General features: G+C 67.9%; 19 protein-coding genes and 1 pseudogene. 14 read left to right on the plus strand and 6 right to left on the minus strand.

The genetic code is table 11. The annotated features are described in order from the left end of the window. The first annotated feature begins 36 nt into the window (after nt 1-36). The 9 genes from ABNX08_RS08105 to dmpG all read left to right on the plus strand — a co-directional run bounded on the left by ABNX08_RS08105 (nt 37) and on the right by dmpG (nt 7,838). Complete coding sequence (locus ABNX08_RS08105) at nt 37-1,104, plus strand: NADH:ubiquinone reductase (Na(+)-transporting) subunit F (RefSeq protein ID WP_022534686.1); 1,068 nt, start codon at nt 37-39, stop codon at nt 1,102-1,104. 15 nt (nt 1,105-1,119) lie between these two features. Continuing rightward, the gene (locus ABNX08_RS08110) at nt 1,120-1,443 is read left to right on the plus strand and encodes a 2Fe-2S iron-sulfur cluster binding domain-containing protein (RefSeq protein WP_022534687.1); all 324 of its coding nucleotides are present in this window, start codon (nt 1,120-1,122) and stop codon (nt 1,441-1,443) included. Nucleotides 1,444-1,486: 43 nt separating this feature from the next. Further along, nucleotides 1,487-2,422: a catechol 2,3-dioxygenase gene (locus ABNX08_RS08115; RefSeq protein WP_022534688.1), complete on the plus strand. Its 936-nt coding sequence runs from the start codon at nt 1,487-1,489 to the stop codon at nt 2,420-2,422. A gap of 70 nt (nt 2,423-2,492) precedes the next feature. After that, nucleotides 2,493-3,947, plus strand: a complete 1,455-nt coding sequence (locus ABNX08_RS08120) for a 2-hydroxymuconic semialdehyde dehydrogenase (protein ID WP_022534689.1) — start codon at nt 2,493-2,495, stop codon at nt 3,945-3,947. Nucleotides 3,948-3,955: 8 nt separating this feature from the next. Continuing rightward, on the plus strand, nt 3,956-4,738 hold the full coding sequence (gene dmpE, locus ABNX08_RS08125; RefSeq protein ID WP_041681356.1) for a 2-oxopent-4-enoate hydratase: 783 nt from the start codon (nt 3,956-3,958) through the stop codon (nt 4,736-4,738). A gap of 34 nt (nt 4,739-4,772) precedes the next feature. Further along, a complete protein-coding gene (gene dmpH / locus ABNX08_RS08130; protein ID WP_349604535.1) occupies nt 4,773-5,561 on the plus strand; it encodes a 2-oxo-3-hexenedioate decarboxylase in 789 nt (262 codons plus the stop codon). Between the two features lie 20 nt (nt 5,562-5,581). Continuing rightward, a complete protein-coding gene (locus ABNX08_RS08135) occupies nt 5,582-5,773 on the plus strand; it encodes a 2-hydroxymuconate tautomerase (RefSeq protein WP_022534692.1) in 192 nt (63 codons plus the stop codon). A gap of 32 nt (nt 5,774-5,805) precedes the next feature. Next, nucleotides 5,806-6,750: an acetaldehyde dehydrogenase (acetylating) gene (locus tag ABNX08_RS08140; protein WP_022534693.1), complete on the plus strand. Its 945-nt coding sequence runs from the start codon at nt 5,806-5,808 to the stop codon at nt 6,748-6,750. A 35-nt stretch (nt 6,751-6,785) separates the two neighbouring features. After that, on the plus strand, nt 6,786-7,838 hold the full coding sequence (gene dmpG / locus ABNX08_RS08145; protein ID WP_022534694.1) for a 4-hydroxy-2-oxovalerate aldolase: 1,053 nt from the start codon (nt 6,786-6,788) through the stop codon (nt 7,836-7,838). A 158-nt stretch (nt 7,839-7,996) separates the two neighbouring features. On the opposite strand, the gene ABNX08_RS08150 is transcribed toward dmpG, so the two are convergent. Next, nucleotides 7,997-8,167, minus strand: coding sequence for a hypothetical protein (locus ABNX08_RS08150; RefSeq protein WP_349604729.1), 171 nt, complete (start codon nt 8,165-8,167; stop codon nt 7,997-7,999). An 83-nt stretch (nt 8,168-8,250) separates the two neighbouring features. On the opposite strand from ABNX08_RS08150, the pseudogene ABNX08_RS08155 reads away from it, so the two are divergent. Next, nucleotides 8,251-8,778: pseudogene (locus ABNX08_RS08155) on the plus strand (integrase); the annotation flags it as partial. A gap of 187 nt (nt 8,779-8,965) precedes the next feature. Continuing rightward, complete coding sequence (locus tag ABNX08_RS08160) at nt 8,966-9,415, plus strand: GDP-mannose mannosyl hydrolase (protein WP_022534697.1); 450 nt, start codon at nt 8,966-8,968, stop codon at nt 9,413-9,415. Between the two features lie 82 nt (nt 9,416-9,497). On the opposite strand, the gene galU is transcribed toward ABNX08_RS08160, so the two are convergent. After that, complete coding sequence (gene galU / locus ABNX08_RS08165; protein WP_022534698.1) at nt 9,498-10,493, minus strand: UTP--glucose-1-phosphate uridylyltransferase GalU; 996 nt, start codon at nt 10,491-10,493, stop codon at nt 9,498-9,500. Nucleotides 10,494-11,006: 513 nt separating this feature from the next. On the opposite strand from galU, the gene ABNX08_RS08170 reads away from it, so the two are divergent. After that, nucleotides 11,007-13,421 (plus strand): hypothetical protein, encoded by a 2,415-nt coding sequence (locus ABNX08_RS08170; RefSeq protein WP_022534699.1) that lies wholly within the window; start codon nt 11,007-11,009, stop codon nt 13,419-13,421. Nucleotides 13,422-13,497: 76 nt separating this feature from the next. On the opposite strand, the gene ABNX08_RS08175 is transcribed toward ABNX08_RS08170, so the two are convergent. The 4 genes from ABNX08_RS08175 to ABNX08_RS08190 all read right to left on the minus strand — a co-directional run bounded on the left by ABNX08_RS08175 (nt 13,498) and on the right by ABNX08_RS08190 (nt 17,903). Then, a complete protein-coding gene (locus tag ABNX08_RS08175; protein WP_022534700.1) occupies nt 13,498-14,670 on the minus strand; it encodes an acyltransferase in 1,173 nt (390 codons plus the stop codon). A 10-nt stretch (nt 14,671-14,680) separates the two neighbouring features. Beyond that, nucleotides 14,681-15,334 (minus strand): putative colanic acid biosynthesis acetyltransferase, encoded by a 654-nt coding sequence (locus ABNX08_RS08180; RefSeq protein ID WP_022534701.1) that lies wholly within the window; start codon nt 15,332-15,334, stop codon nt 14,681-14,683. A gap of 197 nt (nt 15,335-15,531) precedes the next feature. Beyond that, the gene (locus ABNX08_RS08185; RefSeq protein ID WP_022534702.1) at nt 15,532-16,680 is read right to left on the minus strand and encodes an acyltransferase; all 1,149 of its coding nucleotides are present in this window, start codon (nt 16,678-16,680) and stop codon (nt 15,532-15,534) included. Nucleotides 16,681-16,724: 44 nt separating this feature from the next. Further along, nucleotides 16,725-17,903: a hypothetical protein gene (locus ABNX08_RS08190; RefSeq protein WP_022534703.1), complete on the minus strand. Its 1,179-nt coding sequence runs from the start codon at nt 17,901-17,903 to the stop codon at nt 16,725-16,727. Between the two features lie 268 nt (nt 17,904-18,171). On the opposite strand from ABNX08_RS08190, the gene ABNX08_RS08195 reads away from it, so the two are divergent. Then, complete coding sequence (locus ABNX08_RS08195) at nt 18,172-19,422, plus strand: oligosaccharide flippase family protein (RefSeq protein ID WP_022534704.1); 1,251 nt, start codon at nt 18,172-18,174, stop codon at nt 19,420-19,422. Next, a complete protein-coding gene (locus ABNX08_RS08200) occupies nt 19,422-20,483 on the plus strand; it encodes a glycosyltransferase family 4 protein (RefSeq protein ID WP_022534705.1) in 1,062 nt (353 codons plus the stop codon). Before ABNX08_RS08195 ends, ABNX08_RS08200 begins: the two co-directional genes overlap by 1 nt. Nucleotides 20,484-20,634 lie beyond the last annotated feature (151 nt).

A 20,634-nucleotide genomic window follows, 5' to 3' on the forward strand; every position in this document is an offset into this window, starting at 1 on the left:
GCGCAGCGCAGCGCGCAACACCGGAAGGAGACCGAGATGTATTCGCTGACGATTGAACCGATCGGCCAGACCATCCCCATCGCGCCGGGGCAGACCGTGCTGGACGCCTGCCTGCGCAACGGCGTGTGGCTGCCGCACGCCTGCTGCCACGGCCTGTGCGCTACCTGCAAGGTGCAGGTGGTGGACGGCGAGGTCGACCAGGGCGAGGCCTCCAGCTTCGCGCTGATGGACTTCGAGCGCGACAACGGCCAGTGCCTGGCCTGCTGCGCCACCGCGCAGTCAGACCTGGTGATCGAAGCCGATATCGAGGAAGACGCCGACGCCGAGGGCCTGCCGCTGGACGACTATTGCGCGGAGGTGGTGGAGACGCGTGCGCTCACGCCGACCATCCTCGGCATCTGGCTCAAGCCCAGGGACGGCAAGCGCGCCGCGTTCCAGGCCGGGCAGTACCTGAACCTGATGGTGCCCGGCTGCGACCAGCCGCGCGCGTTCTCGCTGGCCAACCGGCCGGGCGAAGAGCTGGTGGAACTGCACGTGCGTCGCGTGGAAGGCGGCCCAGCCACCGCCTGGCTGCACGAACAGCTGGCGGTGGGCAACAAGCTGCGCTTCTCCGCCCCGTACGGGCGCTTCTTCGTGCGCAAGTCGGCGCAGGTGCCGATGCTGTTCCTGGCGGGCGGCTCGGGCCTGTCCAGCCCGCGCGCGATGATCCTGGACCTGCTGGCCGCCGGTGAAACGCTGCCGATCACGCTGGTCCAGGGCGCGCGCAACCGCGGCGAGCTGTATTACGACGACGAGTTCCACGCGCTGGCGCAGGCCCATCCCAACTTCCGCTACGTGCCGGCGCTGTCGGACGAACCCGCCGACAGCGGCTGGAACGGCGCGCGCGGCTACGTGCACGACGTGCTGCACCAGCTCTACGCGCAGGACGGCAGCGCCGACTTCCGCGGCCACAAGGCCTACCTGTGCGGCCCGCCGCCGATGATCGAGGCCTGCATCCGCACGCTGATGCAGGGGCGCCTGTTCGAGGCGGACATCCATACCGAGAAGTTCCTGTCGGCCGGTGACGCGCAGAACAGTGCGCGCAGTCCGCTGTTCAAGATCTGAGCAAGGAGGCCATGCATGCATACCGTCGAGATCGCCGGCAGCGGGCAGCGCTACGCCTGCGCGCCGGAGCAGAACCTGTTGCGGGCCATGGAAGTGCTGGGCCAGCGTGGCATTCCCGCCGGCTGCCGCGGTGGCGGCTGCGGCGTGTGCAAGGTACGCATTGAGGCCGGGCACTACCACGTGGGGAAGATGAGCCGGGCCTGCCTGTCCGAAGCGGAACAGCGCGACGGGCTGGTGCTGGCGTGCAAGACCTATCCCGACAGCGATATCCGGCTGCGCCCGGTGGCGCTGCTGCAGCGCTGCCTGGAGCGGTACGCGGCCAGGCGCGCGCAAGCATGAACCCGCATGACCACGCAGTAAAGACACACACAAGGAGCCAGACATGGCATTGACAGGCGTATTGCGCCCGGGGCACGTGGCCCTGCGCGTGCTGGAGCTGGAGCCGGCGGTGAAGCACTACACCGAGGTACTCGGCCTGATCGAGACCGCCCGCGACGAACAGGGCCGGGTGTTCCTGAAGGCGTGGGACGAGCACGACCACCACAGCGTGGTGCTGCGCGAGGCCGACAGCCCGGGCATGGACTACATGGGCTTCCGCGTCGACAGCGGCCGCACGCTGGAGCGTCTGGCGCAGGAGGTCGAGCAATCCGGGCTGGCAACGGCCTACCAGTGGATCGCCGCGGGCGAGCATCCGCACACCGGCGTGCGTTTCCGCTTCACCATCCCCACCGGCCACGCCATCGAGCTGTTCGCCGAGAAGGACAAGCCCGGCTGCAAGACCGGCGACCTGAACCCGGACCCCTGGCCGGACGACCTGCGCGGCATGGCACCCAGCCGCTTTGACCACTGCCTGCTGTATGGCGACGATGTCGACGGCACGGTCAAGCTGTTCCGCGAGGTGCTGGGCTTCTCGATGGCCGAGCAGGTGGTGGCTGGCCCGGATGGCGAGATGCTGATCGGCGCCTTCCTGACGTGCTCGAACAAGGCGCACGACATCGCCTTTATCCGCCATCCGGAGAAGAACCGCTTCCACCATGCGTCGTTCCTGCTCGACAACTGGAGCGAGGTGCTGAAGGCGGCTGACATCATCTCCAAGAAGGATGTGTCGCTCGATATCGGGCCGACCCGTCACGGCATTACGCGCGGGGCGACGATTTATTTCTTCGATCCTTCAGGGAACCGCAACGAGGTGTTCTCCGGTGGCTATATCCACTATCCGGACAAGCCGACGATAACGTGGACGGACAACGAGTTGGGCAGGGCGATCTTCTATCACGACCGCAAGCTGAACGAGGCGTTCCTGAATGTGCTGACCTGAACGGAGCCCTTGGTTTGCTCCCCTCTCCCCGCAAGCGGGAGAGGGGACACTTCCACACAAGAGAACCAACATGAAAGACTTCAAGAACTTCATCAATGGCGAGTGGGTCGGCACCGCACGCACCTTCGAGAACCGCAACCCCGCCGACAACACCCTGATCGGCCACGTGCACGAAGCCGGCCAGGCCGAAGTCGATGCCGCCGTGCAGGCCGCGCGCAACGCCTTGCATGGCCCGTGGGGCCGCATGACGGTGGCGCAGCGCGTGGAGCTGCTGCACGCCGTCGCCGACGGCATCAACCGCCGCTTCGACGAGTTCGTGCAGGCCGAGATCGCCGACACCGGCAAGCCCTACGTCCTCGCCAGCCATATCGACATCCCGCGCGGCGCGGCCAATTTCAAGGTCTTTGCCGACCTGATCCGGAACGTGCCGACCGAGAGCTTCGCCATGGACACGCCGGACGGCGGCAAGGCCATCAACTACGCGGTGCGCAGCCCGCGCGGCGTGATCGGCGTGGTGTGCCCGTGGAACCTGCCGCTGCTGCTGATGACATGGAAGGTCGGGCCGGCGCTGGCATGCGGCAATACCGTGGTAGTCAAGCCGTCAGAGGAAACGCCCGCCACCGCCACGCTGCTGGGCGAGGTGATGAACGAGGCCGGCGTGCCGCCGGGCGTCTACAACGTCGTACACGGCTTCGGGCCGGACTCTGCCGGCGCCTTCCTGACCGGCCACCCGCAAGTCAACGGCATCACCTTCACGGGCGAGACCCGCACCGGCGAGGCCATCATGAAGGCAGCCGCCAATGGCGTGCGGCCGGTGTCGTTCGAACTGGGCGGCAAGAACGCCGGCATCGTGTTTGCCGATGCGGATTTCGACAAGGCCGTGGCCGGCATCACGCGCTCGGCATTCGAGAACAGCGGACAGGTCTGCCTTGGGACGGAGCGTGTCTACGTGCAGCGCCCGATCTTCGAGCGCTTTGTCGCCGCGCTGAAGGCGAAGGCCGAAGGCCTGAAGCTCGGGCGGCCGACCGACGATGGCGTCAACATGGGCCCGCTGGTCTCGCACGAGCATCGCGACAAGGTGCTGTCCTACTATCGCAAGGCCGCCGAAGCCGGCGCCACGGTCGTGACCGGCGGCGGCGTGCCGCAGATGCCGGGCGTGCTCGCCGAAGGCGCCTGGGTGCAGCCGACCATCTGGACCGGCCTGCCGGAGAGCGCGGCAGTGATCCGCGAAGAAATCTTCGGGCCGTGCTGCCATATCGCCCCGTTCGACACTGAAGAAGAAGTCATTGAACTGGCCAACGATACCCCATACGGCCTGGCGGCCACCGTCTGGACCAGCGACCTTGGCACCGCGCACCGCATGGGCAGCGCGCTGGAGGTCGGCATCTGCTGGATCAATGCCTGGTTCCTGCGCGACCTGCGCACGGCCTTCGGCGGCGCCAGGCAGTCCGGCATCGGCCGCGAAGGCGGCGTCCATTCGCTGGAGTTCTACACCGAACTGCGCAACGTCTGCGTCAAACTGTGAGTCCCATCATGCATAGCGAACTGATCCGCGAAATCGGCGCCAGCCTGCACCAGGCGCTTGCCACCCGGCACCCGCTGGCGCCGCTGACCGACTCCTGGCCCGACCTGACCATCGACGACGCCTACCGTATCCAGCTGGCCATGGTGCAGCACCGGCTCGACGCCGGCGAGCGCGTGGTCGGCAAGAAGATCGGCGTCACCAGCCGGGTGGTGATGGACATGCTCAACGTGCGCCAGCCTGACTTTGGCCACCTGCTGTCCGGCATGGTCTACCCGGACGGTGCCGCCATCGCCGCCGACACGCTGATCGCACCCAAGGCCGAGGGCGAGATCGCCTTCGTGCTGAAGGACGACCTCGAAGGCCCGGGGGTGACCAATGCCGACGTGCTGCGCGCGACCGCCTATGTGCTGCCGTGCTTCGAGATCGTCGACTCGCGCATCCGCGACTGGAAGATCCGCATCCAGGACACGGTGGCTGACAACGCGTCCTCCGGCGTCTTCGTGCTGGGCGACGCCGCGGTCGATGCGCGCAGCGTGGACCTGGGGACCGTCGGCATGACGCTGGAGAAAAACGGCGAGATCGTCGCCACCGGTGCCGGCGCCGCCGCACTGGGGCATCCCGTCAACGCGGTCGCATGGCTGGCCAACACGCTGGGAAGGCTGGGCATCGGCCTGAAGCGCGGCGAAGTGATCCTGTCCGGCTCGCTGGCCGCGATGGTGCCGGTGGCCGCCGGCGACCAGCTGCGCATCAGCCTGGGCGACATCGGCTCGGCCGGCGTGCGCTTCGTCTGATCACCTTTTATCGATTATCCGTGCAGGACAAGCCATGAACCTGACCCAAGAGACCATCGCCAGCCTTGCCGAGTTGCTGGAGAACGCCGAGCTGCAGCGCGAGGCGGTACCCAAGATCACCGATGACCACCCCGACATGGACTGGGACGACGCCTATGCGATCCAGGACGCCATCCGCGCGCGCAAGGAAGGACGCGGCACCCGCATCGCCGGCCTCAAGATGGGCCTGACCTCGTTCGCCAAGATGCGCCAGATGGGCGTGAGCGAACCGGTGTACGGCTTCCTGACCGACTACGGCGCGTGCATGGATGGCGCCGCCATCGATACCGGCACGCTGATCCATCCCAAGATCGAGGCCGAGATCGCCTTTGTGCTGAAGGCGCCGCTGAAGGGGCCGGGCTGCCATATCGGCGATGTGCTGGCCGCGACCGACTTCGTCGTGCCGGCGGTAGAGGTGATCGACTCGCGCTACGAGAACTTCCGCTTCGACCTGAAGAGCGTGATTGCCGACAACACCTCGTCGGCCCGCTTTGTCGTCGGCGGCAGCCATCGCAGCGCGCAAGGACTCGACCTGAAGAACCTCGGCGTGGTGCTGGAGAAGAACGGCGAGGTGGTTGCCACCGCCGCGGGCGCGGCAGTGCTGGGCCATCCGGCCAACAGCGTTGCGATGCTGGCCAACATGCTTGGCGCACGCGGGCGCGAGCTGCCGGCCGGCACTTTCATCATGACCGGCGGCGTGACCGAGGCGATTGCGGTAGCGGCCGGCGACAACATCACCGTCAGGTACCAGCACCTCGGCACCGTGTCGATGCGCTTCCTCTGAGCGGACCCGGGAGACACACCATGCCAATCATGCAGGTTTTCCTGATCGAAGGCCGTACCGAAGAACAGAAGGCGCGCCTGATCCGCGCGCTGACCGATGCCGCGGTGGAAGCGGTCGGCGCGCCGGTGGAAACCGTGCGCGTGCTGATCACCGAAGTGCCGAAGACGCAGTTCGGCATCGGCGGCAAGACGGCCAGGGAACTGGGCCGCTGACGCGGCAAGACAACCACGACAAGGACAGCGACATGGACATGAAAGCAAGCGCCCGGCACAAGGTGGCCATCATCGGCTCCGGCAATATCGGCACCGACCTGATGATCAAGGTGATGCGGCACGGACGGAACCTGGAGATGGGGGCCATGGTCGGCATTGATCCGGCTTCAGACGGTCTGGCCCGCGCGGCGCGCCTGGGGGTGCCGACCACGGCAGGGGGCATTGAAGGGCTGGCCGGCATGCCGGGCTTTGGCGACATCCGCATCGCCTTCGACGCCACCTCCGCCGGCGCCCACGCGCACCACAACCGCGTGCTGCAGCAGCATGGGGTGCGGGTGATCGATCTCACGCCGGCCTCGATCGGTCCGCATGTGGTGCCGGTGGTCAACCTCGACCAGCACCTGGCTGCGCCCAATATCAACATGGTGACGTGCGGCGGCCAGGCCACCATCCCGATGGTGGCGGCGGTGTCGCGCGTGGCGAAGGTGCACTACGCCGAGATCGTGGCATCGATTTCCAGCAAGTCGGCGGGGCCGGGGACGCGCGCCAATATCGACGAGTTCACCGAGACCACCAGCCAGGCGCTGTGCTCGGTGGGCGGCGCCGCGCGCGGCAAGGCCATCATCGTGCTCAACCCGGCCGAGCCGCCGCTGATGATGCGCGATACCGTCTTCACGCTGTCCGAGGATGCCGATCCCGCCGGGATCGAAGCCAGCGTCGAAGCGATGGCGCAGGCCGTACAGGCCTATGTGCCCGGCTACCGGCTCAAGCAGCGCGTGCAGTTCGAGCGCATCGACCCGTCCGCGCCGCTGAACATCCCCGGCCTGGGGCCGATGAGCGGTCTCAAGACCTCGATCTTCCTCGAGGTGGAGGGCGCCGCCCACTACCTGCCGGCCTATGCCGGTAACCTCGACATCATGACCAGCGCGGCGCTGGCCTGTGCCGAGCGCCTCGCCGAAACCCGGCTGGCCGCATGAAGACCGCACCACGCACCGAACGCAGGGAGCCTGATATGACCGCAAACTCCGCAAAGAAGCTCTATATCTCCGATGTGACGCTGCGCGACGGCAGCCACGCCATCCGCCACCAGTACAGCCTGGACCAGGTACGCCGCATCGCCGCGGCGCTCGATGCCGCCCGCGTGGATTCCATTGAAGTGGCGCATGGCGACGGCTTGTCCGGCTCCAGCTTCAACTATGGCTTTGGCGCCCACACCGACCTGGAATGGATCGCCGCCGTCGCCGAGACCGTGCGCCATGCGCGCGTCGCCACGCTGCTCCTGCCTGGCGTCGGCACCGTGCACGACCTGCGGGCCGCCTACGATGCGGGCGCTCGCGTGGTGCGCGTGGCCACCCACTGCACCGAGGCCGACGTTTCGCGCCAGCATATCGAATACGCGCGCGAGCTGGGCATGGATACCGTCGGCTTCCTGATGATGAGCCACATGACCCCGCCCGCGGCGCTGGCGCAGCAGGCCAAGCTGATGGAGAGCTACGGCGCGCAGTGCGTGTATGTGGTCGACTCGGGCGGCGCGCTCAGCATGCAGGACGTGCGCGACCGCTTCCGCGCGTTCAAGGACGTGCTCAGGCCCGAGACGGCCACCGGCATGCACGCCCACCACAACCTCAGCCTGGGCGTGGCCAATTCCATCGTCGCGGTGGAGGAGGGCTGCGATCGCGTGGACGCCAGCCTTGCCGGGATGGGCGCCGGTGCCGGCAACGCGCCGCTGGAAGTGTTCATCGCTGCGGCCGAGCGGCTTGGCTGGAACCATGCCTGCGATCTCTATACGCTGATGGATGCGGCGGACGATATCGTCCGTCCGCTGCAGGACCGCCCGGTACGCGTGGATCGCGAAACGCTGGCGCTGGGCTACGCCGGGGTGTATTCCAGCTTCCTGCGGCATGCGGAGACCGCTGCGGCGCGGTATGGGCTGGGGACGGTCGATATCCTGGTCGAATTGGGCAAGCGCAGGATGGTGGGAGGGCAGGAGGACATGATCGTGGATGTGGCGCTGGATTTGCTGGCGCGGCGGGCGCAACCGGCAGGCTCGACTGCCGTGGCGTAGAAGCGATTCCTGGATCAGGCGAGGGGTCCGGGTTTCGCTTCTTGCGCTGCGCACAGCGCCGGTGCGGGATTTGCAGGACCGCACCGGCCAGTTCAACACGGCCGGTAGCGATCTTCGCCGAGCCGGGAACGGGCGCGACAGGGACTCACCATTGAAAGCTATCTTGTGCCGCCACCATGGTCGGTGATAAATGAAGCGTTTTCGAGCGTCTTCGCGTACTCGATAAAGAAGTCCAGGCTGCGCGGATTTCGCATGGTGTCCGGGTTGGCGACCTTGCCTAGCTCGGCGCCCAGCAGCATGAACTGCCGTAGGAAGTGAAACGTATCCAATCGCCTTGACGCCACACACCTGGGTACATGTCGAAGTAACTAGCGCGGTAACGGCTTCCGTCCGGGTCGTTCCAGAAATAAAGAACAATGTCACGCCACTTGAGGCGATGGAGTATTTTATTCGGGGCAAGGAACAGTTGGTGACATGGCTGCCCGAACATCGGCGCTGCACGCTGTGCCTGATGCAATCGGCCAGGCGTTGCACAGTGCGCGCATACCTCGACCGGGGCGTTCGACCGCACATCAATTTGTATGGCGTGCGCTACACAAGCAGCGTCCTCGCCTGCAGCACGGATCTGATCGGCAAGAGCCTGCCTATCTATCTGAATGCCGATGATCTTCGCTGTGTCCGTGCGTTTCAACCTGACGGCGTTGAGTTGGGGCTCTTGGAGGCGCAAGGGGGCTGGGGCGTGATACGGCACAACCTGAAACTACGCCAGCAAATCAATCAGGAGAAGGAAGACAAGAAGCGGTCGCGTGGGCGAGTCGAGGCGGATCCCATCGCAGACTACGTCGACGGAAAGCTGGCGCAGGCAAAGAAGACACGGAAGGCTGCATCCGATTTGGCGGAGGCAAAGCGGATCTTGTCGTCCGCGCCGACGGCGCGAACTCGTAGAACGAACTTTCCTTTGTTCTACGACTGGTGAACGAGGCGCATTACATAGCAATGTCCATGCGGTGCTCGCGTGGCGCGAATTCAGGCGGCCGTGGGAAGGGTTTCGGCGTCTCGCGCCGGGTAGATGCCCGCAGGCAGTGCCTTACACTGTGGCGATGACCAGACCCGCTGACACCTCTGCCATGCTGAGCCAGGACGACTTCCTTTACGTGATACACGCCGCGCCGCTGGTGGCCATCGACCTGGTGGTCTCCGAACCGGGCGGGCGCATCCTGTTGGGCCGGCGCAAGAACCGGCCGGCACAGGGCACGTGGTTCGTGCCGGGAGGCCGTATCCGCAAGGACGAGCCTCTGGACGACGCCTTCCAGCGCATCGCGGCCGACGAGCTGGGTCTCGACCTGCGGCGGCGAGCGGCGCGTATGCTGGGCGCCTTCGAGCATTTTTATCCGGACAACTTTGCCGGCGCGCCGGGCATCGGCACGCACTATGTGGTGCTGGCGTATGAGGTGCAGGTGCCCAGCATGGCGCTCGCCGCGCCGCAGGAGCAGCACAACGCGTACCGCTGGATGACGCCTGTCGAGATCCTCCGCAACGACGACCTGCACGAGAACACGCGGGCCTACTTCCGCTAACCAAGAAAAAGCCCGCGCAAAAGGCGCGGGCCAAATGCCTTGCACGCCGCGGCAGCCGGCGGGGGCCCGGCTGCCAGGCACACTAGGCATCCGCGGCAGCCAGCGCATCATTGGCCATCGACGCTTTGGCGCGCGCTGATTCGGGCTCAGGTTGCGCAGCGGCGGCGCCGTCAGACGCCGGCAGCGTGGCCAGGAGTGCCGGCAGCGCCAGCGCGTGCTCGGTGCGCAGATATTGCTGGAAGGGCTCGCCCACCTCGGAGTGGCGAAGCGCGAACTCCACCGTCGCCATCAGGTAGCCCAGCTTGCTCCCGCAGTCGAAGCGGCGGCCGTGATAGCGGTAGGCCAGCACCTGTTCCTCGGCAAGCAGCACCTGGATCGCATCGGTCAGCTGCAGTTCGCCGCCGGCGCCAGGGGTGAGGGTCTGCAGGTAGTCGAGGATGCGCGGTGTGAACACATAGCGGCCGACCACGCCGAGCCGCGAGGGTGCGTTCTCCGGCGCCGGCTTCTCGACGATGCCGGACATCTTCATCAGGCGCTCGTCCCAAGGCTTGCCGGCGACCACGCCATAGGCGCGCGAGTCTTCCGGCGCGATCTCTTCCACGCCCACCACCGAGCTGTGGTAGTGGTCGAACACGCGGATCATCTGGCTCAGCACCGGCGTGGGTGCATCGAGCAGGTCGTCGGCCAGGATCACCGCGAACGGTTCGCCGCCGACCAGCTTGCTGGCGCAGCGCACGGCATGGCCCAGCCCCAGCGGCTCGGCCTGGCGCACGTAGAAGCAGTCGACATGCGACGGCTTGATGTTGCGCACCACGTCGAGCAGTTGCTGCTTGCCGCGCGCCATCAGTTCGGCCTCGATCTCGCACGATTTGTCGAAATGATCTTCGATGGCGCGCTTGCTGCGCCCGGTGACAAAGATCAGCTCGGTGATGCCGGCCGCGACTGCTTCTTCCACGGCGTACTGGATCAGCGGCTTGTCCACCACCGTCAGCATCTCTTTCGGGCTGGCCTTGGTGGCCGGTAGGAATCGCGTGCCGAGACCGGCCACCGGGAACACGGCTTTCTTGACCTTGAGCATGACGTTGTCCTGTCTTTGGTTGGAACGCTGGGGTCCGGCGGTGCCGCTATGGGGCGTGCAGCGCAACCGGTACTTGCAGCGTATGGCGCGCGGCGGGTGGCGTTTTGCCAACAGTTCGCCAATTTCGGCCACCGCCGCCATTGGCGCCGCGGCGCTTTGCGGTCCGGGCCGCATTGGTGGGCGCGCTGCGCTCATCGGCTTCGGCGCGTTAGTCGCACTCGTCGGCTGGAGGTAGGGTTTTGGCCGATTGATCCGGCAGGCCCTGCCTAAGCTTCCGAAACCGGCCGGACAGTGCCGGAGCGGCGGTCGTGCACGCCGCCGACCCGCGCCCGCGCCACCACTCCCTGTCCGGTGGACCCCGGCACACCTCGCCGGTGCCAAGGCGGCATCCCGGACCATGCCGGCATCCATCGCCGCCAGCCCGCGGCGGTGCTGCTGCCGCACGCACCCGCCACGCACCGACTCAGGGACCAACCTCAGGGACCAACCTCAGGGACCAACGATGGAGAAGCCATGACGATCTGTTCCAGCCCCAAGGCAAGCGCGGCGGCCGTACCGTGCCTGCGCACCGTTTTCGCCAGCCTGTGCCTGTGGTGTTCCCTGCTGTTTGCGCTGTCCGGCTGCGGCAGCGGCGGTGGCGACGGGGGCGGCGGCGCGCGCCTGGCCGTCGAGGCCTCGGACGCCTGGACCCTGTGCGCGACCGAGAACAAGACCTGCGTATTCAGCGGCACCCACCAGGTCAAGTACGGCACCGAGACCCAGTATGTGATCAAGTCCTTTACCGGCGGCACGCCCTGTGACAACGGCGTCTTCGGCGACCCTGCGCCGGGCGCGGCCAAGAGTTGCTGGTACGACGCCGGCGCGACGTCTGCGGCGGACAACAGCTGGGTCGCGTGCGGCAACGAGAACAGCTTCTGCAGCTTTAACGGCACGCGCGTGGTCAAGTACGGCACCACGACCCAGTACGTTACTAAGACCTTCTCCGACGGCGTGGGCTGCAACAACGGCGTGTTCGGCGATCCTGCCCCCGGCGCCGCCAAGGGCTGCTGGTATGCAAACACCGCCGCCGAGCCGGCAGCGCCCACGCCCAGTGCCGGCAGTCCCACGCGCGCGGTGCTCAGCTGCAACAAGCCTGGCACCAGCGTGGCAGCCGGCGGTGCGGGCGATGCCATCGAGGCCGACTTTGCTGGCGGCGACGGTACCCGCATGGCGGCGGCGGGCGCGGCCTTCCAGCTTCGCATCACCACCCGCACTGGTGCCGACGTCGTCGTGAACTGGCAGATCGCGGACACCTGGGGCACGGTGCGCGCGCAGGGCAGCTTCCCGGCCGCGGCCGGGGCGCGTACCACCACGCTGGACTGCATGTCGGCGCTGGCCGGCTATTTCGCCATCTCGGCCAGCCTGGGCTCGGCGCCGTCAGGGCTGCGCGCGCGTGGCACGCGCCCGGACGGCATCGCGACCTTTGGCGTACTGCCTGACATGTCACCGGTACTGCCGGCGGCCACCTTTGCACGCCAGGACCTGCGCCGTTTCGGCGGGCAGGGCGCGGCCTACCTGCTGCCGGGCCAGGCCTGCTGCACCGGCGACGGCTACCGACCGCTCTACACCACGCTGGGGCTGAGCTGGGTCAATGACAACCGCAACTGGTACAAGATGGAGCCGAACGGCCCGAATACCTTCTCGGCGGAGGCGGACCAGCTCGCGCCGTTCTTCAAGCCCGGCGACCTGATGCGCCTGATCCAGCTCGACGGCATCCCGGCGTGGGCCAGCCCCACCGGTGCCGCCACCCACAGCTATGCGCCCAAGTCGCTGGCCGACTACCAGAACTACATGGGGCGCGTCGGCCAGGAGTCGGACCGGATCCGCAAGCAGTACTTCCCGGCGCAGGCGGCCAACTATTACCAGGTGACCTGGGAGCCCGACTATGCCGGCGGCCTGCCCTGGCTGGATACGGATGCCAACCTGGTGGCGATGTACCGGGCGACGTGGCAGGGCATCCACGGCACCGATCCGTCAGCGGTGGTAATGGGCATCACCAATGCGATGGTGCGCGAGAACAGCAAATGGCTGAACCGGCTGGTACCGCAGGGACTGGCGCCTTACCTGGACGGCGTCAGCGTGCATGGCTACTATGACATCGGCACCTCGCCGTCGCATCCGCCGGAACGGCTGGTGGGCGACAGCGACGCCGCGGCGGCCGCCAACGCGCTGCCGGCCTCGATGCGTGAGCTGCGCCACGCGGTCGCCAGCCAGCTCAAGCGCGGTGCCCGGTTGTTTGTCACCGAGACCGGCATCAGCTACGACATCGGCACCAGCTATGGTCTGGCCTATCCCACGCCCAACGTGCTGTACGGGCATGGCGCGGTGGTGGCGCGCACGCACCTGATCCTGCTGGGTGAGGGCGCCGACGTGACCTTTGTGTTCTATGCCAGCGACACGCCCGAGGCCGGGGGCCAGGCCGGCTACGGCCTGTTCTTCGACCTGGAGAACGCGCATGGCGGCTACGGGCCGGCGCAGATCAGCCCCAAGCCGGCGGCCATGGCGGTGGCGGCGATGACGCGCCTGATCGATGGCACCAATACCCTGGGGCCCCTGACGGACCTGCCCGCCGGCGCCTATGGCTATGCGTTCCAACGGCTGGGCGGCGGCAAGGTCGTGACCGCACTGTGGGCGCACAGCAATGCGAGCTGGAACGCGGCGGCGGGCTTCAGCACCACCTTCGGCATTCCGTACAGCCTGCAGGTCGATGCGCCGGGCACCAGCGGCCAGGTCTCTGTGCTCGACATGATGGGCAACCCCATCTCGGTGCCTTACACCAACGGCGCGGTCAACCTGCAACTGACCGGAACGCCGATCTACGTGGTGTCCGTCAATGCGGCCGTGATCCAGTCGCGCACGACCGCTCCTGAAGGCTACGTACCGCAGTAGCCGACCCCAGCGCCGGCCGGCACGCAACGATGTCGGGCCCGGCGCCATCTCTGCCCCAGTCGATACCGTCATGCGCTCAGGCAGCCGGCCGCTTGCCAGGCAGCGCTGCAGCGCCTTCCACCGCGCCGGCATCGGCATCCGTCACGCGGCGCTGCCGCGACGGGAACAGCGCGTCGCGCAGCCGCAGGCAGGGAAACTCGATCGCGCGCGTGGTCAGGAAGCCGATCCCGGCCGCCAGCCCGAACTGCAGCACCAGCGCCGCGACCCACACCAGCGGCACCGGCACGCCAAAGGCCAGGGCCTTGCGGATAAAGAAGTCACCCGGCGCCAGCGCCAGCGAGTGCCACAGGTAGATGCCGTACGAGTAGACGCCGGTCCATGCCACCGCACGATAAAGGCGCGCATTGCTCAGTGCGGCGGAGTACTCCAGCACCAGCACGATCAGCGCGACAAAGCCGATGGCCTGGACCGTGTAGCCCACGCTTTCCTCGGCGCCCAGCGCCTTCTGCAACCAGCCCAGCCACGCCACCAGGCCCAATACCAGCGCCAGCAGCAGCGGCATGTTGCGCGCCAGGCGCCGGTACACATCGGGCAGCATCCAGTAGACCGTGGCCAGCATCACGCCGATCAGCAGGCTGTCGATGCGGTACTGGGTGTAGAACGCGGCCGCGTGCAGGTCGCCCGCCGCCACCACCGCGCAGCGTGCCGCCAGCACCGCGGCGCATAGCGCGCCCAGCGTCCACAGGATGGCGCGCGCCCTGGCGCGCCAGCGGCCCAGGAACAGCAGCAGCGCGGGCAGCAGCAGGTAGAAGTGTTCTTCCACCGCCAGGCTCCAGGTCTGCGCGATCGACGAGCCCAGGTAGTTCTGCAGGTGCGTCAGGTTCTGGTACAGGAAGGTGCCGGGCGGGTGGCGGCCCACCAGCACGTGGAACAGGATCAGCGCGTAGTACGCCGGCCAGATCTTGAAGATGCGCCGGATGATGAAGCGGCCCGCATCGACCTGCCCGCCCTGCGCGTACTGCCGCAGCAGCAGGCCGCCGACGAGGAAGCCGCTGAGCGTGAAGAACAGGTTCACGCCTTCGCGGCCGTATTGCTTGAACGGGTATTCGATCACGGCCAGCAGCGGGTAGCCAGTGGTGACGGTGTGGAAATGCATCCCCATCACCATGATGATCGCCACGCCGCGCACGAAGTCGAGTTCGATCGAACGGCCGCGTTCGGCGCTGATCGTCTGTGCCAGATCGCGCATGACAGTCTCCTCAGGGCGCGTTGCCTGCGTTGGGTGCGTTGTGTCCGGGGCTGGTGCCGTCGAACCGGTTGCGGATAAAGCGGCAAGGATTGCCACCGTAGATGCCTCCGGGTGCGAGCGAGCGGTGCACCACCGACATCGGCGTGACCACCGCGGAGCGCCCGATGGTGACGCCCTTCTGCACGATGCAGCGCGAGGTGACCCACGCGCCGTCTTCGATCACGATCGGCGCGACCTGCAGGTCCATGTTGCTGTCGACCGCGTGCGACCCGGTGGTGAGGAAGCTGCCCTGCGAGATGCAGACGTGCGAGCCGATACGGATGCGGTCCTGGTTGTACAGCCAGACATCGACGCCGAACCAGCAGGCATCGCCGACTTCCAGGTTCCAGGGGTATTTGACGCGGATCGGATGCATCAGCCGGCAGCCGCGGCCGATGTGCGCGCCGAACATCCGCAGCAGCCCTACACGCAGTGCGGAAAACGGCACCAGCTTGTTGTTGATGAGCGCGGCCTCTAGCACGAACCACAGCGCTTCGACCAGCCGGCCGCGCCGGCGCGCGTAATTGCCCTTGCCGGCCTGGTCCAGCGCGATCACGCGGCCGTCGTCGCCTGGGCGCCTCAGGCCAGCGCCTTCCGGCCGGTGCGCCAATGCATCGCCTTCCATGTTCGACCTCCCGTTCGTGTGCCGCCGGATCGAGTTGTCCGGCGTGCGGCTGTCTCGCTGCCTGATCTTGTGTTCCCGTTAGGAAAATTATTGATCGTCAATCGGCGCGCAACGCGCCTTGCGGCGCGTTTGGCAAGCACGGCGTAGCTTTTGGCGGACGCGTACTAGTGCACTGCGCGCGAGCCTTGCACCGACCGCTATGGCAGCGGGTGTTGCATGCCGCGCGCCGGTGTTGCCGCGACGCTGGCGCGGTGGTCCGGGAAGACCGCGTCGCGCAGCCGCAGGAACGGGAATTCCACCGCGCGCGTGGTCAGGTAGCCGGCGCAGATGGCAATGGCGAACTGGAGCACCACTGCCATTGCCCAGGTCGTCACCGGCGGCACGCCGTATGCGAGCGCGGTGTTGATGAAGATCTTGCCGGGCTCGCGCGCGATGGTATGCCACAGGTAGATGCCATAGGAGTACAGGCCCACCCACGCCACCCAGCGGTACGGGAGCGTATCGCGCAGCCGGCCCGAGTGCTCCAGCACCAGCACGATCAGCGCGCTGAAGCCGATCGACTGGATGGTGAAACCGATGCTTTCCTCGACCATGATCTCGTCCTGCAGGAATACCAGCCATACTAGCAGCGCGGCCACGGCCAGCATCAGCCAGGCCCGCCGCGTCGCCAGCTTGCGGTAGTGGCCGGGCAGCAGCCAGTACAGGATCGCCAGCATCACGCCGAACAGCAGGCTGTCGACGCGGTAGTGCGTGTAGACGTAGGCCGCCTGGATCTCGCCGGCGCTCACCGCCGCGCTGCGCGCGGCCAGCACCAGCAGGCAGGCGGCGCAGAGCAGGCACAGCAGCGTGCGCGGCCCCAGGCGCAAGCGCGCGGCCAGCAGCAGCGCCGGTGGCAGCAGCAGGTAGAAGTGCTCTTCCACCGCCAGGCTCCACGTCTGCGCGATGCTCGAACCCAGGTAGTTCTGCAGGTGCACCACGTTCTGCAGCAGGAAGCTGTCGCGCGGATGCCGGCCGACGATGGCATGGAACAGGATCAGCGCGTAATAGGCGGGCCAGATCTTGAACATGCGGCGGATGATGAAGCGACGCGCGTCGATGGTGCCGCGCTCGGCCAGCTCGCGCATCAGCACCCCGCCGACCAGGAAGCCGCTCAGCGTGAAGAACAGGGTCACGCCTTCGCGACCGAAGGTCTTCAGCGGGTATTCCAGCAACCAGACCAGGGTGCTGCCGGTATTGACGGTATGGAAGTGGATCCCCATCACGGCAATGATGGCCATGCCGCGAATGAAGTCAAGTTCGCGCAGGCGCGCAGACGCGGGCGCTCCCGCCGCGTGTGGAAGTGGCATCGTCAGCTCCTCGGATCAGGGCGGCCCGCGCGGGGGCGCCGCGGCTATGCCGCCGCACGGCGCAGCGTCAGTTTGAATTCGGCGACGGTGTGGCGCGCCAGCAGGTGCGCATGCGAGCCGGTGCCCCCGGCGCGGGGCAAGGGCGGCTGCACGAGCTGGTCCAGTGCGCCGTGGATGGCCCCGACCGACAGGTCGTCCATGACCGGGCCCAGGTCGCGGCCGCAGCAGAACCAGCCGATCAGGCCGTCGGCCGTGGCCAGCACCGGCTTGCCGAAGCGGTAGGCCTGCACCAGCACCCCGCTCATGCCGTAGTGGCCCTGGTAGCCGAGCCACACCGCGTCGCAGGCGGAGAACAGGTCGGCTTCCTGCGCCTCGGGGATAAAGCGGTCCAGCACCAGCGGCGGCGGCGACAGGCTGGCGGTCGCTGCCGGCAACCACGCGCGGACTTCCTCGTCCTGTACGCCGGCCACCACCAGCCGCGGCGCGCCGGTACGCGTGGCGAGGGCGTAGACCAGTTCGCGGATGCCCTTGCGCGCGGTGATGGCGCCGTAGACCAGCAGCACCGGGCCGCTATCCGGCCCCAGCCCCAGGCGCGCGCGCGCCGCCGACTGCGTGGCCGGCGTCATGTCGGGGCCGGGATCGGCAAGATACGCCAGTGCCGCGCCGCTGCGGTTGCCATGCCATGCGGGCAGGGTGGGGTCGATCGAGAGCAGCGTCTTCAGCCCCGGCGTGCGCAGTGCGCGGCGGAACAGCAGCGTCTTGAGCGCATTGACCAGTGGCTGGCGCGGCGCGCGCACGCCCACGCGATGGTGGTGGAAGCCGGCGCGCATGGTGATGCCGAGCCACGGCGTGGCGCCAAACGGCGAGCGCAGCAGCGGCAGCGCCCACAGGAAGTAGTCCGCGTAGGGCACTAGCACCAGCCCGGCACGGTGCGCGGCGCAGGCCTGCCGGTACAGGTGCCGGAAGATACGCCAGTAGCGCACGTAGGCGACGCGCCCCGCGCCCCTTCCCGCATCGGCCGGCAGCGGCAGCGCCATCACCGCGCAGCCGGGATGGCGGCCGGCCTGCAGCGCGTGTGCCAGCGGATGGCCGAGGTTGGCTTCGTCGGTCACCACCACGCAATGACGCCCGGCTTCGGCAAAGGCCTGCAGCGCCCATTCCACGTAGCGCCAGCGGTGGCCGGAGAAGTCGGGTTCGATGATGAAGAGGCTGGCGTCGGGCATTCTCATTCCCTGGTTGACGGCTGCGGGCGGCTGCGTTTGCCGTGTGCCGGTGTGCGCGTGTCGACGACGATATGGCAACACTAGCAGCGCGCTGCCGTCGGCAACCGCCATTCTGCAGAGCGCCCGCTGGCGGAAGAAGGCGTTCGGCGCGCGCCTGTCCGATAGGCGCTAGACGATGGCGGAACGCCGCGGCGGCGCCGGGTTCTAGTGGAGTCCGGTGCATGCCGTTGCCGCCCGCGCGATCGGCTCGGCACAAGGACGAGGCTCCATGATCAAGACCCTGAAATTCGTGGCGGCGCTGCCCCGCCGGCGGCCCGCCGCCAGTTCTGCCGTGTGGGTGCTGGCCCAGCAGGCGCTGGTGCGCGGCATGGTCGCGGTCAAGTTCCTGGTGGTGGGGCGCCTGCTGGGTCCTGAGGCGCTCGGGGTCGTCGGCGTGGCGCTGCTGGCGGTGGCAATCGCCGAGGCGCTCAGCGACACCGGCCTGCCGCAGGCGGTGATCCAGGGCCAGCGCGCGCCGGCGCCCGCCGAACTGGGCGCGGTGTGGTCGGCGCTGGCCTGCCGCGGTGCGCTGGTTGCCTTGCTGCTGCTGGGACTGGCGCCGCTGCTCGAAGCGCAGTTCCACCTGGCCGGCGCGCTGCCGCTGTTGCAGCTCGCGGCCGCGTTGCCGTTGCTGCGCGGGGTGGCCTCGCCCGCCTACTATGTGGTCACGCGCGAGCGCGACTTCCGGCGGGTGGCCGTATTGGAGAGCGTCGTTGCCGTGGCCGACTGTGCCATCAGCGTCGGGTGCGCACTGGGCGGCGCCGGCGCCTACAGCGTAGTGATCGGCCTGCTTGCCGCCGAGACGCTGAAAAGCGCGCTGACCTGGGCCACCATGCGCCCGCGCCCGCCGCTGCAGCTGCGCTGGACCGGCATCGGCCATTTCCTCGGCTTCAGCCGCTGGATCTGGGCCGCCAGCGTGGTCAACCTGCTGCTCAACCAGTTCGACAAGGTGATGGTCGGCAAGCTGCTGGGACCGGCGCAGCTGGGTGCCTACCAGATGTCGTCCAAGCTGGCGCAGATGCTGCTGGCCGACGCCGGCATCGCCATGTCGCAATACCTGTTCCCCACCTTCGCCGCGCACCACCGGCAACAGGACGGCGCCGCCGCGCGCCTGCTGCGCCGGCTGCTGGGGCTGGGCGCGGCGGCGCTGGTGCTGGCGGTGGCCGCGCTGAACCTGGCGGCGGCGCCGCTGTTCCTGCTGCTGCTCGGCCCCGGCTGGCTGGAGGCGGTGCCGCTGTTTCGGGTGTTCACGCTGAACATGGCCATCGGCGCGCTGATCGCGCTGCTGGTGGCCTACCTGCGTGCCATCGGCAAACCGCGCGTAGCCACGCATGCCTCGGTGGTGCAGGTGGGCGTGCTGCTGGTTTGCGTGCCGCCGGCCACGCACTGGTGGGGCGCCACCGGCATTGCCTGGTCCATGACCGTGGGACTGGCCAGCGCCATGGCATGGATGCTGACCAAAGCTTTGAGGAGCAAGTGATGCGCATTCTTCATCTGGTGCTGTCGCCGCGCATGTCGGGCGCGGAGATCCTGGTGCGTGACCTCGCGCTGTACCAGCAGCACGGCGGCGAGGCCGTGGCGGTGGCGGCGCTGATGCCCGCCCACGATGACTTCGCGCCGCTGCGGGCGCAACTGGCCGCGGCGGGGGTGGCCTGCAGCTTTCCGAAGCGCGCGCTGCGCCCGTTGGCGCGGCTGTGGTATCTGCACGGCGTGATGCGCCGCTGGCGGCCAGACATCGTCTTCGCGCACGCCACCATCCCGGCCTTCTATGCGCGCGCGCTGCCAACGCGCGTGCCGGTGGTGTACGTGATGCACTCCGCGGTCAACGACTTCCAGCGCGACCTGTTCCGCTGGACCGAACGCCTGCTGTCGCGGCGCGCCCGTGCGGTGGTGGGCGTGGCGCAAAGCAACGTGCGCGACTACCTTGCCGAGGTCGGCACGCATCCGCGCCTGACGGTGATCCCCAATGGTGTTGATACCAGCCGCTTCGGGCTGCCGGCCACCGCGCCGTCGGGCGCCGCACCCTTGCTGCTGCAGATCGGTCGCTACGACGCGGTCAAGAACCAGCTCCGCACCGTGCGCGCGTTCCAGGCCACGCTGCAGCAGGTGCCGCAGGCCCGGCTGGCGTTGTACGGCGTGATCGAGGACGCGGTGTACTACTGCAAGGTGCGCGCCCTCGTTGCAGAGCTGGGGCTGACCGACAAGGTCAGCATCAACGGCCCGTGCGACGATGTGCCCGCGCTGCTGGCGCAGGCCTCGGTGTTCGCGATGCCCTCCGCGTCGGAGGCGCACAGCATCGCTTTCCTGGAAGCCCTGGCCAGCGGCATCCCGGTGGTGGCGAGCGCGATCCCGGCGTTTGCATTCGCCGAAGGGCACGATGCGGTTCAACTGGTCGACTGCGCGGATTCCGCGGCCTATGCGCAGGCGCTGGTCCGTGCCCTGGCGCAGCCACGGGCGCGGCGGCCGCTGGAGGGGCTGACGCTGCACGACACGGCGCGGCGCTACCAGGCGATTGCGCACGAAGTGCTGGGCGTGGCGTGAAGGGAATACAAGTGACCCGGCCGGCACGGATGCACCAGATTCTCAAAGCGTTTCGTTGATTTGGGGCACAGCCGGGCAAGCGTTGCTTTTGTGCAAAACACATGCGCGTTTGCCCTCACTTGGCGAATTAAGAATGCACCAGATCACGTCT

Origin of the sequence: Cupriavidus sp. DF5525, from assembly GCF_040149425.2 — a bacterium.
GTDB lineage: Bacteria > Pseudomonadota > Gammaproteobacteria > Burkholderiales > Burkholderiaceae > Cupriavidus > Cupriavidus pickettii_A.